The 14,517-nt window shown below is 64.5% G+C and carries 13 protein-coding genes; 1 reads left to right on the plus strand and 12 read right to left on the minus strand.

The window, feature by feature from the left end:
• Window positions 1-5 precede the first annotated feature (5 nt).
• The 9 genes from DDT93_RS00305 to DDT93_RS00345 form a co-directional block, all read right to left on the minus strand.
• Window positions 6-986 carry a type II secretion system F family protein gene (locus DDT93_RS00305; protein WP_109463800.1) on the minus strand — a complete coding sequence of 327 codons (981 nt, stop codon included), beginning with the start codon at window positions 984-986 and terminating at the stop codon, window positions 6-8.
• Between the two features lie 10 nt (window positions 987-996).
• On the minus strand, window positions 997-1,965 hold the full coding sequence (locus DDT93_RS00310) for a type II secretion system F family protein (RefSeq protein ID WP_109463801.1): 969 nt from the start codon (window positions 1,963-1,965) through the stop codon (window positions 997-999).
• Window positions 1,965-3,437, minus strand: coding sequence for a CpaF family protein (locus DDT93_RS00315; RefSeq protein ID WP_109463802.1), 1,473 nt, complete (start codon window positions 3,435-3,437; stop codon window positions 1,965-1,967). Before DDT93_RS00315 ends, DDT93_RS00310 begins: the two co-directional genes overlap by 1 nt.
• Window positions 3,438-3,457: 20 nt before the next feature.
• Entirely contained in the window at window positions 3,458-4,696 is a 1,239-nt protein-coding gene (locus DDT93_RS00320) for an AAA family ATPase (protein WP_109463803.1), read from the minus strand.
• 209 nt (window positions 4,697-4,905) lie between these two features.
• Window positions 4,906-5,538 carry an OmpA family protein gene (locus DDT93_RS00325; RefSeq protein ID WP_109463804.1) on the minus strand — a complete coding sequence of 211 codons (633 nt, stop codon included), beginning with the start codon at window positions 5,536-5,538 and terminating at the stop codon, window positions 4,906-4,908.
• Between the two features lie 16 nt (window positions 5,539-5,554).
• Complete coding sequence (locus DDT93_RS00330; RefSeq protein WP_109463805.1) at window positions 5,555-6,976, minus strand: type II and III secretion system protein family protein; 1,422 nt, start codon at window positions 6,974-6,976, stop codon at window positions 5,555-5,557.
• Window positions 6,977-7,168: 192 nt separating this feature from the next.
• Entirely contained in the window at window positions 7,169-8,026 is an 858-nt protein-coding gene (gene cpaB, locus DDT93_RS00335; RefSeq protein ID WP_109463806.1) for a Flp pilus assembly protein CpaB, read from the minus strand.
• Window positions 8,027-8,237: 211 nt separating this feature from the next.
• Entirely contained in the window at window positions 8,238-8,420 is a 183-nt protein-coding gene (locus DDT93_RS00340; protein WP_109463807.1) for a hypothetical protein, read from the minus strand.
• A 286-nt stretch (window positions 8,421-8,706) separates the two neighbouring features.
• Window positions 8,707-8,886, minus strand: a complete 180-nt coding sequence (locus DDT93_RS00345) for a hypothetical protein (RefSeq protein WP_109463808.1) — start codon at window positions 8,884-8,886, stop codon at window positions 8,707-8,709.
• Window positions 8,887-9,237: 351 nt separating this feature from the next.
• Between DDT93_RS00345 and DDT93_RS00350 the strand changes: the two genes are divergently transcribed.
• Window positions 9,238-10,107, plus strand: a complete 870-nt coding sequence (locus tag DDT93_RS00350) for a lytic transglycosylase domain-containing protein (RefSeq protein ID WP_109463809.1) — start codon at window positions 9,238-9,240, stop codon at window positions 10,105-10,107.
• A 178-nt stretch (window positions 10,108-10,285) separates the two neighbouring features.
• Here DDT93_RS00350 and DDT93_RS00355 read toward each other — a convergent pair whose 3' ends face one another.
• The 3 genes from DDT93_RS00355 to topA all read right to left on the minus strand — a co-directional run bounded on the left by DDT93_RS00355 (window position 10,286) and on the right by topA (window position 14,416).
• Window positions 10,286-10,909, minus strand: a complete 624-nt coding sequence (locus tag DDT93_RS00355; protein ID WP_109463810.1) for a CoA transferase subunit B — start codon at window positions 10,907-10,909, stop codon at window positions 10,286-10,288.
• Entirely contained in the window at window positions 10,909-11,613 is a 705-nt protein-coding gene (locus DDT93_RS00360; RefSeq protein WP_109463811.1) for a CoA transferase subunit A, read from the minus strand. Before DDT93_RS00360 ends, DDT93_RS00355 begins: the two co-directional genes overlap by 1 nt.
• A gap of 175 nt (window positions 11,614-11,788) precedes the next feature.
• Complete coding sequence (topA, locus tag DDT93_RS00365; RefSeq protein WP_109463812.1) at window positions 11,789-14,416, minus strand: type I DNA topoisomerase; 2,628 nt, start codon at window positions 14,414-14,416, stop codon at window positions 11,789-11,791.
• Between the last annotated feature and the right edge of the window lie 101 nt (window positions 14,417-14,517).

Here is a 14,517-nt window from a genome sequence, read left to right on the forward strand (position 1 = left end):
ATGGGTTACTTGCTCATGTTGCCCAGGTTCGCGATGCCATTCGCGGAGGGTCCGACAAGGATGATCAGCAGCGGCGGCACCGTCAGCATCATTGTGGCGAGGGTCATCTTGGTTGGCAACTTGTTTGCAGCTTCCTCGGCGCGCATCACGCGCTTGTCCCGCATCTCGCTGGCGAAGACACGGAGCGCTTCGGAGATCGAGGTACCGAAGGTGGCCGACTGGATCAGCACGGTCACGAAGGACGAGATGTCCTGCACGCCGCAGCGTTCGCCCATGTCGCGCAGAACGGCGGATTTCTCCTTACCGGCCTTCATCTCGTAGGCGACCATCTCGAACTCGTCGGCGAGGGCGGGGTAGGAGGCGTGCAGTTCGCGCGCCACCCGCACGATGGCCTGGTCCAGCGACTGGCCGGCTTCGACGCAGACCAGCAGCATATCGAGCGAGTCCGGGAAGCCGCGGGTGATGGCCTCCTTGCGCTCCTCGATGCGGCGGGTGATCCAGTATTTCGGCAGGTAGTACCCGGCGCCACCTGGGCCGAGGATGTACATCATGGTCTGCTGGGTATCGAACTCCTTGCCGCCCGCGAGGTAGGTCACGTAGACCAGACCCGCGATCAGGCCGAGGACACCGAGGACGAACTGCGCGAAGTGGAAGAAGCGCACGGCGTCCTTGGACTGGTAGCCCGCCTGGCGCAGCTTGAGCTGCATTTCCGAGAGCTGCTTGACATCCTTGGGTTCGAGGAAGGTCGCGAACTTCTGAAGCTGTTCGTTGCGCCCGCCCTGACGCAGACGCTCCTTCTGGGGGCGCGTCTTGTCGTTGTCATTGGCGCTGCGCTTGAGTTTCTTCAGCGGATCCTCGGGCTGGTTCATCATCAGCGCGAGCACGCCCAGCACCATGAACAGGCCGAGCACGCCCATGATGATCAGCGGGCCGAAGGGGCCGAGCTGGCCAGTCAGGAAGGTATTGATGTTCTCGAGGAAGCCCATGGATTTCTCCTCACACCTTGATGTTGGTCAGCACGCGCATCACGATGAGGTTCAGCGTCAGCAGGATGCCCACGACAAAGCAGGCGGGGATGAAATAGGGGTGGTCGATCACCTCGTCGTAGTAGCCCGGGTCGTTGACCAGGATCACGGCGAGGCAGAGCAGCGGGAAGGCCGACAGGAACTTGCCCGACCACTGCGCCTCGGCGGTGATGGCCTTGACCCGGCGGAACAGGCGGAAGCGGGCACGGATCACCTTGGCGAGGCCCGCGAGGATCTCGGCGAGGTTACCGCCCGACTGCTGCTGGATGGTAACCGCGACCGAGAGGAAGCGGAGATCCTGCATGTCGAGCCGTTCGGCCATGTCCTTGAGCGCCTCGCCCACGTCGCGGCCATAGGCGGCCTCGTCGGCAATGATGCCGAACTCGGTCGCCAGCGGATCCTCGATCTCCTTCGAGACGATGGTGATCGCCGAGGAGAAGGGGTGGCCGACGCGCAGGCTGCGCACCATCAGTTCGACGGCGTCGGGAAGCTGTTCCTCGATCATGCTCATCCGCTTCTTGGCCTTCTTGTTGACCCAGAAGTAGATGCCGCCCGTGCCGATCCCGACCGAGGCGATCAGGCGCAGGGCGACCGGGGCCTCGGTTCCGATGGTGAGGCCGAGGAAGGCAAGGCAGGACACGCCGACCATGAGCATGATCAGCTGGCGCGGGGTAAAGGCGATGGCGGCCTTCTGGGCGCGGTCCGCCAGCAGGGAATAGAGCGGAATCGAGCGCGCCGACATGTGCTGGCGCATCTCCTTGCGGAGTTGTTCCAGCACCTGTTCGCGCCCGGTGCCCTTGTCGAGCATCTCGAGACGCCGGTTCACGCGGCTGTTCAGGCTGATGGATTTGCCGAAGGCCACCAGGTAGACGCCTTCGACCAGGACGATGACCCCGATGAAGATCAGGCCATAGATGATTGGTTCAGCAGGGATTTGCATCAGCGATGATCCATTACGGTGGGTTCGTAGATCGAGGCGGGGAGGTCATAGCCCCACATGCGGAAGCGTTCGGAGAAGTTCGAGCGCACGCCGGTGGCGGTGAAGTGGCCGATGATCTTGTTGTCCGGGGTCAGTCCGACCCGTTGGTACTTGAAGATCTCCTGCATCGAGATGACGTCGCCTTCCATGCCGGTGATCTCGGTGATCGAGGTCATGCGGCGCGAGCCGTCCTGAAGGCGGCTGGCCTGCACCAGAAGGTTCACGGCCGAGGAGATCTGAGAGCGCATGGCCTTCAGCGGCATGTCGACACCGGCCATCGCGATCATGTTTTCAAGGCGGGAAATGGCGTCGCGCGGGTTGTTGGCGTGGATCGTGGTCATCGACCCGTCGTGGCCGGTGTTCATGGCCTGCAGCATGTCGATGACTTCCTCGCCGCGCGTTTCGCCGACGATGATACGATCGGGACGCATCCGCAGGGCGTTCTTGAGACAGTCTCGGGGGCTGACCTCGCCCTTGCCTTCCACGTTGGGCGGACGGCTTTCCATCCGGCCGACGTGCACCTGCTGGAGCTGAAGTTCCGCGGTATCCTCGATGGTGAGGATGCGTTCGGAGTTGTCGATAAAGGAGGACAGCGCGTTGAGCGTGGTCGTCTTACCCGAACCGGTACCGCCAGAGACGATGATGTTGAGGCGCGTGGCCACGGCGGCTTGCAAATATGCAGCCATTTCCTCCGTGAAGGCGCCGAAATTCACAAGGTCGTCGATGCCGAGCTTGTCTTTTTTGAACTTTCGGATGGAAACCAGCGATCCATCCACAGCCACCGGGGGCACCATCGCGTTGAAACGCGAGCCATCGGCGAGGCGGGCGTCGACGTAGGGGTTGGATTCATCGACGCGACGGCCCACGGCGGAGACGATTTTGTCAATGATCCGAAGGAGGTGGCGCTCGTCCTTGAAGGTAACGTCCGAGAGTTCGAGCTTGCCCGAGCGTTCCACGAAGACCTGGTGCGGGCCGTTGACGAGAATATCGTTGACCGTGTCGTCCTGCAGCAGGGTTTCGAGCGGGCCGAGGCCCGTCACCTCGTCGTAAAGTTCCTTGTTCAGCGTCTGACGGTCATCGCGGTTCAGGACGATGCCCTTTTCCTCGAGTAGTTCGCCCGCGATCGAGGAAATCTCGGCGCGGAGTTCCTTTTCGGTCGCGTGTTCCAGTGCCGCGAGGTTCAGGTTGTCGAGCAGCGCGCGGTGCATCTCGAGCTTGATCTCACCCATGCGCTCCTTGCGCTTGCGTTCCTTGTCCATTGCGTTGGGCTGTGCGGCCACGGCGACGGGACGGCGCAGCGATTGCTGGGCCGCGGTTTGGATCTGGGGCGCGGCCGCGGGAGCGGCGGCGGGCTTGGCATCCGCGATATTGGCGACCTTGGCCGGGGCGGGCTTGGCCGGGGCAGAGGCGGGTTTCTTGTACTTCGAAAACATCTGGAGCTCGCCTTGCTGGGTTAGGCCGCCTGGGCCTCGTTACGTCCGAGTTCGTGCAGGGATTGCGCCAGCTTGGCGATTTCCTTGCGCAGGGGGTTCTTGGAGGCTGAGGAGGCCAGCGGGAGGCCGTGATCGGCGCCCTGGACCACGGGCTTGCCGCCGTCCGGAAGCTGGAGGTCGATCGAGATCCCGAGGGATTCGGCCATCCGCTTGACCCGGCTCTTGCCCGAGAGGTCGGTGAACTTGGGTGCCTTGTTCAGAGCAAAGCGCAGCTTGTTGAAGGGCAGGTCCTCGGACTGGAGCGCCCGCTTGAGCCGCAGCGCGTTCTGGGCCGAGCGCATGTCGAGCTCGATCAGGGCGAAATAGACGTGGGCCGCCTGCAGCACCGTTTCCGACCAGTGCATCAGCGCCGTCGGCATGTCGATCACCACGTAGTCGAAGTGGGCGCGCGCCATGTCGATGACCCGCTGCACATCCTCGGGGGTGATCACGTCCAGCGGCACGAGGTCGGCGGGCGAGGTCAGCACGTGGAGCTTGTCTTCGTAGCTCAGCAGGGCCTGGCCGAACATTTCGGCGTCGAGGTTCTCGCTGTCCGAAAGCATCTCGAAGACGACTTCGCGGCGGGGCAGGTCAAGGTAGGTGGACACCGCGCCGAACTGGAGGTCGAGGTCGATCAGACAGACCGAGGGCGCGTTCTCCTTGGTAATGTTTGCCAGTTCCCAGGCGAGGTTGACGGCGAGGGTCGTGGAGCCACAGCCACCGGCGAGCCCGTGGGTGACCAGAAGGGCGCCTTCCTTGGATGCGCCGCTACTCAGCCGCGTGGTCGCGTGGCCGGCCTCGGAGGGGGCGTGGGTATCTTTCTTGAGGCGTTCGATGGCGGACTGCAGCTCGCGCTCGGGGAGCGGGTAGGGGACGAACTCGTCGGCGCCCTTGCGCAGCAGCTGATGCAGTGCGGCCGGGGTCACATCCTCGGCGATGAGAATCACGCTGATGTGCCGTGCCTTGGCCTGCGAGATGATCTCGCCCATCAGGACGAGGTTGTCCTCGTCCTCCCCGTCGATCGCAAGTGCGATGAATTCGAGCGTTTCCGCCTCGGGTTGGCTGAAGAAAGCCAGCGCTTCGGCGAATCCGAGGTCGCCCCAGCTTTCGCCAAGTGCTGTTTCCATGTCCTCGATCAGGAGATCGAAGTTCTGGACGTCGCGGCTGACCGTGCAGGCGACGATCGGATTGGTTTCGGGTTGCGGCATTCCGCTGCTCATTGCCTTCATCCTTTGTTCCAAGGGACGCAAGGACGTGCGGGCAATGTTAGAGCGCCCTCCACCCGCTTCGTTCAGCGTCTTCGACGTGGCGGCTGTTGCCGGTCACACGTCGCCCGTTGGAGCGAATTTGCAGGGTAATCTGGGCAATAATTGGGCCAGAAATAACCAATTGTAGGGAAGGGGGCGACGATGCACCCCCGGTCCACAGGTTATTCTTGCGACTGGAGGCCGTTGCCGCTGGAAGACCCGGTGAGGGTGCTCACCGTGGTCGCGCTTTCCACGTATTCGCGGTAAACGATCTGTGCGTATTTCCCATCCAGAACAGTGGGATGGCGCTGAACGAAGCCCGAGACCTCGGTCACGGTGCGGCGATTGCGCCGTTCGCGGTCGGGGGTGTCGATCACCGGGCGGGTTTCGCCGTAGGAGACCAGCGCCTCGAGTCGCGAGCGGCTGATGCCGCGCTGGGACAGGTAGGCGACGACCGCATTGGCACGGCGCTGGCCGAGGCTGCGGTTGTAGGCGGAGCTGCCGACCTTGTCGGTGTGGCCGTAGACCCGGAAGCGGACCTCGGGGAACTGACGGATCCAGTTGGCCTGACGGTCGAGCGCCAGACGGGCGTCGGCGTCGAGGAAGGCGCTGTCGAAGTCGAAGTTCACCGTGTCGGGAACCTCGGCCGCAAAGCGCTGGCCCAGGCTGACGGCGTAGTCGAGCTCGCCCCGCATCACCAGCTCGTTGTTCTGCGTGGCGTTGCCGAAGCTGTTCATGTCGAGGTTGTGGCCGGCTTCCTGGTCACAGCCAGCGAGGGCGGTGGCCAGTACGGCGAACGTGATGATCTTGCGCATCTGCGGGTCCTTCCGCTCAGTCCAGAACATAGCCGTAGGAGCCGCTGAAATCCTGCTTGGCCACCTCTCCCACGGCACCCGTCGAGCGGGCACGCTGGGAAGTCTGGCCGAACAGGAACAGATCCTTTTCGCTCGGCGGTTTCACACGGTCGGTGGGCAGGGCGAAGGCTTCGCCCCGGGTGGGAGAAACAAGATGGGCGGTGATGATGATCACCAGTTCCGTCTGGCTGCGTTCGTAGGCCGAGCTGCGGAACAGCGCGCCCAGAACCGGCACATCCCCGAGCCAGGGCAGCTGGCCGACCGAGTCGAGGAAGTTGTCTTGCATCAGGCCCGCGATGGCGAAGCTCTCGCCGTCACGCAGTTCCACGGTCGACGAGGTCTCGCGCCGGGTGAAGGCGTCGACGCTGAAGCCGTTGTAGGTGACCGCATTGGTCGGGTCGAGCGAGGAGACGGCGGCCATCAGTTCGAGGTTGATGACGTCCTTGTCGACCACGCGCGGGGTAAAGTTCAGCTCGATGCCGAAGGGCTTGTACTGGATGGTGACGCTGTTGTCGTCCTGTGCCACCGGGATCGGGTATTCGCCACCGGCGAGGAACTTGGCCTCCTGCCCCGACAGGGCGGTGAGGTTCGGTTCGGCCAGGGTGCGGACCACGCCTTTTTCTTCGAGCGCTTCGAGCAGCAGGCCCACCTGCACCGATCCTGCGTTGAAGCCGAAGAGGATGGCGCCGGTGTTGTCGTTGCTCGTGGGGATGTTGCCGCCAAGGCTGTTGCCCAGCGATGTCTGGTTGTTCAGGGTGCCGGTCCCGCCATTCACGCCGGTATCGCCGCCGAAGATCGACCCGTTCACCCCGAGGGAGGAGCTGAGCGATTTGGAGACGGTGCGCTGCATCTCGGCAAAGCGGACCTTGAGCATCACCTGCTGCACGCCGCCGACACTCATCAGGTTCGAGACACGTTCGGGGGCGTAGCGTTCGGCAAGGTCGAGCGCGCGCTGGAGGCGCTGCGCGCTGGACACCACGCCGGAGAGCACGATGCCGTCATTCGCGGTGCGGACCTCGATGTTCTCGCCGGGGAGAATCTGGCGCAGGCGTTCCTTGAATTCGCTGACGTCGGCCGCGACTCGCACGTCGACGTTGGTGATCAGCTGGCCGGCCGCGTTCAGCAGCGTCAGCGTGGTCAGACCCGGCGACTTGCCGAGCACGTAAATGGTGCGGTCCGACAGCGACGAGATGTCGGCGATGCCCGGGTTGGCGATGCTCAGTTCCGAGAAGGGAACGTCGCTCTCGACCACGATCGCGCGGTTCATCGGGACATCGAGCGTCGATGCGACGCCCTGACGGACCACCCGCACGGTTTCGGCGTGTGCCCCGGCGATGAATACGGGTTGCGCTAGGACGAGCCCCAGCAGGGCCGCCTTCAGGGTGTCTTTCAATGTCATGTGACCTGCCTCTCCGATCACGCCTCGATGCCGGGTCTTTGTTGCCCGTTTCCCGCGCAGTCTGCGGTAGATTGGTTTTTAACGCAAGAATCAAAGGTTTCCGCTGATATTCTTATGTGGATAACCGGCAACAATAGAAAAACGGGGCCCGGTCTGACCGGGCCCCGTGCTCGTAAAAGTTGTGGATTTTCATCAGTTTGTGCAGGGGATCGGGATATCCATCACCTCTGCGCCGCGGCGGGTGCGGATGGTGCAGACGCGCTCTTCGGCCTTTTCGGGGGCGGCTTCAACCTCTCCGAGACCCAGCAGCGAGCGCTGGTCGACCTCGATGGCGGAAGCGATGGTATCGTCCTCGGCGCCCACCAGCGACAGCGACAGGCGACCGGTGCTCTGGGCCTGGGCGAGGGAGGCGACGTCGGCCGGCTTGGCGGCGACGGTCACGGTCCGCGCGATGGTGGTGGAGCCGATATCGCCGTTGGCGCTCTGGTCCACCGCGATCAGCTGGATGTTGGCCTGGATCAGGCGGGTCACGTCACCGCGGGAGCCATCCTCGATGCCGCGGAGGCTGCCGGTCCAGTAGACATCGACCCGGTCACCGGGGCGCAGGAAGCCCGAGACGCCCGAGGCCACGTCGACCTTGATGGCGAAAGCGCGCATGCCACGCTCGAGGCGCGAGGTGATGCCGGCATCTTCGCCGGGCTCGGTCACCTTGACGGCCATGATCGGCTCGTCCTTCTCCATCGTGCGCAGCACGACGCGCATGTCCTTCTGGTCGGGCGGGAACAGCTTGTCCTTGTCGCGGTAGGTGCCCTCGGGGATGGCATTCACCGGCCACTTGACCGCGCGGACGCTGTCCTTGGTCAGCTGTTCGCCGTAGCGAAGCGGCTTGGCCGCCACGAAGACATCGACGGTCGGCACCACGGCGTCACGTGCGGCGCGTTCCCGGGCCAGTTCCTTCTGATAGGCGGTGATGTAGTTCTTGGCCATCATCACCGCGCCACCCGCGAGGGCGACGCCGACGATCAGGACCAGTCCGAAAATGGCGCGCATGGTTCCACCTTTCCCAGTATCCGGGGTCTCCGGGGCTGAAATTCTTGCGGCTCTACCCCGGGGTCAGTCCCCTCGGGGCAGGCCGAGCCTGCCTTGCAGTGTCCTAGCCATTCAATGTGGCCAAATCGTGGTGTTGGAATGACCCGCTGGCGGTAATCCTGCGGATAATCCTGTTTTGTCTCCTGTCCGTGGATGTTCGGACAGGGGGCGGTCATTCGCCCGGCGTGATGTCGGTGAGATACTCGCCGACGCTGACGCCGACGCCGCCGGAACCTTCCTGGATTGCGGTAAAGGCCGCTCCGGCCAATGCCACCACTGCAGCCGTCAGGACGACCCAGTCGACCGTGACAGCGCCGTCTTCCCGCTCCAGAAAGCGTTTGATTTTATTTAACATTGTAACCTCTCGGGTTGGCGAAAACAGTGTCGTTCAGTCGGGCTTTGCTTTGAGGTCGGCTGCCCCCACGGCTCCGGTCCTCGTAAACCCGGGTCTTGTCTTGATATTAAGGCTGCCGAATTGGGCAGCATTGGGGCGCGATAGGCGCCGAAACTTGTGCTTTTCGATCTATTTTTGTGGCGGTTGCCTCGGCAAAACGGGGTCTGCCAAAAGCGGCCTCCACCTCAAGTAAAGGCCGCGCCCGGGGCTCCGGGCGCGGCCTCTGGCATCAGTCTGCGAGTAAGAGTTACTCGGGTGCCTGGTTCTCGATGAAGGTACCGGTGGACTCGGTCAGGCTGGTGGCGCCATCGGAGATCGCGGTGTAGGCGGCACCGGCCAGGGCAACAACGGCTGCGGTCAGAACGACCCAGTCAACGGTCACGGCGCCGTCTTCGGACTTACGGAATTTGTTGATGAGCTTCATCATGTCTTGTCCCTCCAAAGGATCAAACTTGGTTACGTTTAGCGCGACGTCTGATGCCGAACCGTCTCTCTCTTGGCCCGGGATCGTTGCGATGAGAGAGGTATCGCCGTGATGCGTGGCAGGAATTGGGCCAAATACGGGAATTTTCAAAGCAGGGCATGTTTTCGCGGGGTTTCAGGTCAAGTGTCTGATTTTTAATAATAAGATTAACTCGCGCGCGCCGGGGTCGCCGCGAAAGCGATGCAAATCCGCGCCAAAACTGGCAAAAGTGACAGGATCGGGGCAGGAATTTCTGGCGAGAGGCCCCGGATTGGGCGAGAAAAAACAAAAAAGACAAGAGCAGTTAGGCAGGCAATGTTCAGGCGTTCAGTTCTCCTGTGCTGCCTGGGGCTGTCCCTGGCCCAGGCCGGGACCGCATGGCCCGAGACACCGGGGGCGTTTCCGGAGTTTCAGGCCAAGCGCGTGACAGCGCCGGGAGCCAAGACCGCAGCGGTGCCCGATCCGGCGCGCCGCCGCATCACCGTGCAGATCGACCCCAAGGAACAGGCGGAGCGGCTGGCCGCGCTGCCCAAGTTCCCCGCGGCCACACCGAAGATCGACAGCGACGCCGCCGAAGGGCCAAGGCCGCCCGCGCAGGCAGGGGGCAGCTACGACTGGTTCTGGGACGCGGTCTCGCCCGCGATGGCCGACAGCGGCCCCGGGCGGCTCGACACGGCGCTGCGCGCCATTGCCGGCTCCGGCCGGGTCCGCGCGCCGCGCCTGCAGGACCTTCAGGACATCGCCCGCGCGCAGGGCGCCTCGATCCTCGGCTCGACGGTCGGCACCTCTGTCTCCCCGGCACTGGTGCTGGCGGTGATCTCGGTGGAATCCGCCGGCCGCTCGAATGCGGTCAGCCACGCGGGGGCCGCCGGGCTGATGCAGCTGATGCCCGACACGGCCACCCGCTTCGGCGTCTCCGACCGCCTCGTGGCACAGCAGAGCATCGCCGGCGGGGTCAAGTACCTCGACTGGCTGATGAGGGAATTCGACAACGACCCGATCCTGGTGCTGGCGGGCTACAACGCGGGGGAGGGCGCGGTGAAGAAGCACGGCGGCGTCCCGCCCTATGCCGAAACCCGCGACTATGTCCCGAAGGTATTGGCCGCCTTCCAGATCGCCAGCGGCCTCTGCCGGACCCGGCCCGAGCTGATCACGGATGGCTGTGTCTTCGTGGCGATGAACTAGGGGGCGCCGCCCCCTCTTGGCCTTCGGCCAATTCACCCCGGGGATATTTCGGACCCAAAGAAGACCATATCAGATTTCTTTGGGTGAGAAGTATCCCGGGGGAGCCGCGCATGGCGCGGCGGGGGCAGAGCCCCCCGACTGGTCAGCCGCCCCGCGATGGCGGAGCGGCCCTGTCCTGTCAGACCAGCGTCGCCCTGGTCGCGGCGCGGAGTTCGTCCTCGGTCACGCCCTCGGCGCATTCGACGATCTTCAGCCCGCCTTCGACCACGTCCAGCACGCCGAGGTTGGTGATGATGCGGTCGACCACGCCCTTGCCGGTCAGCGGCAGGGTGCATTCCTTCAGCACCTTGGACTCGCCGGCCTTGTTGGTGTGGTCCATCACAACGATGACCTTGCCGACACCGGCGACGAGGTCCATGGCGCCGCCCATTCCCTTGACCAGCTTGCCCGGGATCATCCAGTTCGCGAGGTCGCCATTCTCGGCCACTTCCATCGCGCCGAGGATCGCGGCCGCGATCTTGCCGCCGCGGATCATGCCGAAGGACATGGCGCTGTCGAAGTAGGAGGTGCGCGACAGTTCGGTGATGGTCTGCTTGCCGGCGTTGATCAAGTCCGGATCCTCTTCGCCCTCGAAGGGGAAGGGGCCCATGCCCAGCATGCCGTTCTCGGACTGGAGCGTGATGTCCTTGTCGCCCACGTAGTTCGCCACCAGCGTCGGGATGCCGATGCCGAGGTTCACGTACATGCCGTCTTCGAGCTCTTGTGCCGCGCGGGCGGCCATCTGGTTACGGTCCCAGGGCATCAGGCTTCCTCCTTCTTGCGCGTGGTGCGCTGTTCGATCCGCTTCTCGTGCTCGCCCTGGATGATGCGGTGCACGTAGATGCCGGGCAGGTGGATGTGGTCGGGGTCGATCGAGCCGCGCGGGACGATCTCCTCGACCTCCACGATGCAGATCTTGCCGCACATGGCCGCCGGCGGGTTGAAGTTGCGTGCGGTCTTGCGGAACACGAGGTTGCCGGTGTCGTCGGCCTTCCACGCCTTGACGATCGAGAGGTCGGCGAAGATGCCTTCCTCGAGGATGTAGTCCTGGCCGTTCCAGGATTTCACTTCCTTGCCCTCGGCGATCTGGGTGCCCACGCCGGTCTTGGTGTAGAAACCCGGAATGCCGCAGCCGCCGGCGCGCATGCGCTCGGCGAGGGTGCCCTGCGGGTTGAATTCCAGCTCGAGCTCGCCCGAGAGATACTGGCGCATGAACTCGGCGTTCTCGCCCACGTAGGAGGACATCATCTTCTTGACCTGCTTGGTCTGCAGCAGCAGGCCAAGGCCGAAATCGTCGACGCCGGCGTTGTTGGACGCCACGGTCAGCTCCTTCGTGCCGGCATCGCGGATCGCCGCGATCAGCAGTTCCGGGATGCCGCAGAGCCCGAATCCGCCGGCCGCGATCAGCATCCCGTCGAACAGCACGCCCTCCAGCGCTTCCGCCGCCGAGCCATATATCTTCTGCATGGAAAACTCCCCAAGATCCTCTGGTCCAGAGCTATGTGCAGCCCTGCCGACCTAGAGTCAACGCGAATGGCGCCAAAGCGCGACAGATCCGGAAAGCGGGAGAAAGGTTGCGCGAAATAATGCTATCCGGCGCCTTGCGACGCCGGATGCAGACCAGGGAAATTAGGGGCGCGGGTCAGCTCTCGGCTGACTTGCCGGCTGCCGGTTTCTTGGCGGTTGCCTTCTTCGCGGCGGGTTTCTTCGCCGCCGGTTTCTTGGTGGCCGCCTTCTTCTTGGCCGGGGTCTTCTTGCCTGACTTGGCGGCGCGTTCCTCGATGAGCTGGACGGCCAGTTCCATGGTCACCGCGTCGGGCTCCACGTCCTTGGGCAGGGTGGCATTGACCTTCTCCCACTTCACGTAGGGGCCGTACTTGCCGTCGTAGATACCCACCGGTCCGCCCGCGTCCGGGTGGTCGCCCAGCTCGCGGATCGGGGTCGCGGCGGCGCCGCGTCCCTTGCGGGAGGCGAGCTTCTCGGCCAGCAGCTGCACCGCGCGGTTCATGCCGACGGTCCAGACGTCCTCGAGCGTTTCGAGGTTGGCGTTGGTGCCGCCCCGGTCGGAGGTGGTGTCGGCGTGCTTGAGGTAGGGCCCGTAGCGCCCGATGTTGGCCCAGACGTTCACCCCGTCCTCGGGGTGCGGCCCCAGCAGGCGCGGCAGTTCGAGCAGCCGGACGGCCTGATCCAGCACCAGCTCCTCGGGCACCCATTCCTTGGGCACCGACTGGCGCGGCGGCTTCTTGTTGTCCTCGGTGACGGCGCCGCGCTGCACGTAGGGGCCGAAGCGGCCCTTGAACAGGCGGATCTCGTCGCCCTGGTCATCGCCCAGAAGCTTGCCCTCGGGCGGGATGGCGCTGGCCTCGGCCTCGGCGTTCGGGGGGCCGAAGGGGCGGGTGTAGCGGCATTCGGGGTAGTTCGAGCAGCCGATGAAGGCGCCGCCCGAGCGCGCGGTGCGCATCGACAGGCGCCCCGAGCCGCAGACCGGGCAGGCGCGCGGGTCGCTGCCGTCTTCGGTGGGCGGGAAGAGGTGCGGCTCCAGCACCTCGTTGATCTTTTCCAGCACGTCGGTGATGCGCAGCTCGCTGGTCTCGGCCAGCGCCGCCGAGAAGTCGCGCCAGAAGCGGTTCAGCACCTGCTTGTACTCGGCCTCGCCTGCGCTGACGAGGTCGAGCTCGTCCTCCAGCCCGGCGGTGAAGTCGTAGCTGACGTACTTGCGGAAGTAGTTCTGCAGGAACGCCGTCACCAGCCGCCCCTTGTCCTCGGGGATCAGGCGGTTCTTGTCCTTGCGGACATACTCGCGGTCCTGGATCGTGGTGACGATGCTGGCATAGGTCGAGGGGCGGCCGATGCCGAGCTCTTCCATGCGCTTGACCAGCGTCGCCTCGGTGTAGCGCGGGGGCGGCTGGGTGAAATGCTGTTCGGGGGTGACGGCGTTCTTGTCGGCCTTGTCGCCCTGATGGATCTGGGGCAGGCGGTTCTCGTCCTCGTCGCCCACGTCGTCGCGGCCTTCCTCGTAGACCTTGAGGAAGCCGTCGAAGAGGACGACCTGGCCGGTGGCGCGCAGTTCGATCTGGCCGTCGGCGCTGCCGACATCCACGGTGGTGCGTTCCAGCCGGGCGGATTCCATCTGGCAGGCCAGCGTCCGTTTCCAGATCAGGTCATAGAGCTTGCGCTGATCCGCGTCCTTCAGCCCCAGCGCTTCGGCGTCCGAGGTCATGTCGGTGGGGCGGATGCACTCGTGCGCTTCCTGTGCGTTCTTTGCCTTGTTCTTGTAAAGGCGCGGCGCGGCGGGCACGTAGTCCTTGCCGTAGCGGTCGGTGATCGCGGCGCGCGCGGCCTGCACCGCCTCGGGCGCCATGTCGATGCCGTCGGTCCGCATGTAGGTGATGTGCCCGGCCTCGTAGAGCCGCTGCGCCGCGCTCATGGTCTGGCGCGCGCCCATGCCGAACTTGCGGCTGGCCTCCTGCTGGAGCGTCGAGGTCATGAAGGGGGCGGAGGGGTTGCGCGAGGCGGGCTTGGCCTCGACCGAGGTCACTGTCAGGTCGCGCGAGCTGATCGCCTGCACCGCCATCTCGGCCTGCGTCCCGTTCTCGATGTCGTAGCGGTCGAGCTTCTTGCCGGCGAGCACGGTCAGCCGGGCCTCGAACTCCTGCCCGCGCGGGGTGCTCAGCAGGGCCTTGACCGACCAGTATTCACGGGCCCGGAAGGCCTCGATCTCCATCTCGCGCTCGACGATGAGGCGCAGGCAGACGGACTGCACCCGGCCCGCGGACTTGGCGCCCGGCAGCTTGCGCCAAAGCACCGGCGAGAGGTTGAATCCGACGAGGTAGTCGAGGGCGCGGCGGGCGAGGTAGGCCTCGACCAGCGGCATGTCGACCTGGCGCGGGTTCTTCATCGCCTCGCCGACCGCATCCTTGGTGATGGCGTTGAAGGTCACCCGGCTGACCGGGGTGTCCTTCTTGATCGACTTGCGCTTGGTCAGCGCCTCCTGCAGGTGCCAGCTGATCGCCTCGCCCTCGCGATCAGGGTCGGTTGCGAGGATCAATTCGCCGTCCTCGGCCAGCGCGTCGGCGATGGCTTTCACGTGTTTCCGGCTGTCCGAACTGACTTCCCACAGCATGTCGAAATCATGGTCCGGATCGACGGAACCATCCTTCGGCGGCAGGTCGCGGACGTGCCCGTAAGAGGCGAGAACCGTGTAGCCGGGGCCGAGATACTTGTTGATCGTTTTGGCTTTGGCTGGAGATTCTACAACAACTACGGGCATTTAACTGCTGACCTCATGTGGGGCGTTCGGGCCGTTCTATGGCCGGGCAACATGTGGGGTGCAAGGGGGGATTGTCAATCAGTCCCTAAAACGCAGGGACC

Origin of the sequence: Albibacillus kandeliae (assembly GCF_003116585.1) — a bacterium.
In the GTDB taxonomy this organism is placed as follows: domain Bacteria; phylum Pseudomonadota; class Alphaproteobacteria; order Rhodobacterales; family Rhodobacteraceae; genus Albibacillus; species Albibacillus kandeliae.

Bases quoted from the DNA above. Each gene is read 5' to 3' on its own strand.
- DDT93_RS00350 (WP_109463809.1), top strand. From the start codon at position 9,238: ATGTTCAGGCGTTCAGTTCTCCTGTGCTGCCTGGGGCTGTCCCTGGCC.
- topA (WP_109463812.1), bottom strand. From the start codon at position 14,416: ATGCCCGTAGTTGTTGTAGAATCTCCAGCCAAAGCCAAAACGATCAAC.
- cpaB (WP_109463806.1), bottom strand. From the start codon at position 8,026: ATGCGCGCCATTTTCGGACTGGTCCTGATCGTCGGCGTCGCCCTCGCG.
- DDT93_RS00310 (WP_109463801.1), bottom strand. From the start codon at position 1,965: ATGCAAATCCCTGCTGAACCAATCATCTATGGCCTGATCTTCATCGGG.
- DDT93_RS00360 (WP_109463811.1), bottom strand. From the start codon at position 11,613: ATGCAGAAGATATATGGCTCGGCGGCGGAAGCGCTGGAGGGCGTGCTG.
- DDT93_RS00330 (WP_109463805.1), bottom strand. From the start codon at position 6,976: ATGACATTGAAAGACACCCTGAAGGCGGCCCTGCTGGGGCTCGTCCTA.
- DDT93_RS00305 (WP_109463800.1), bottom strand. From the start codon at position 986: ATGGGCTTCCTCGAGAACATCAATACCTTCCTGACTGGCCAGCTCGGC.
- DDT93_RS00325 (WP_109463804.1), bottom strand. From the start codon at position 5,538: ATGCGCAAGATCATCACGTTCGCCGTACTGGCCACCGCCCTCGCTGGC.
- DDT93_RS00340 (WP_109463807.1), bottom strand. From the start codon at position 8,420: ATGTTAAATAAAATCAAACGCTTTCTGGAGCGGGAAGACGGCGCTGTC.
- DDT93_RS00320 (WP_109463803.1), bottom strand. From the start codon at position 4,696: ATGAGCAGCGGAATGCCGCAACCCGAAACCAATCCGATCGTCGCCTGC.
- DDT93_RS00345 (WP_109463808.1), bottom strand. From the start codon at position 8,886: ATGATGAAGCTCATCAACAAATTCCGTAAGTCCGAAGACGGCGCCGTG.
- DDT93_RS00355 (WP_109463810.1), bottom strand. From the start codon at position 10,909: ATGCCCTGGGACCGTAACCAGATGGCCGCCCGCGCGGCACAAGAGCTC.
- DDT93_RS00315 (WP_109463802.1), bottom strand. From the start codon at position 3,437: ATGTTTTCGAAGTACAAGAAACCCGCCTCTGCCCCGGCCAAGCCCGCC.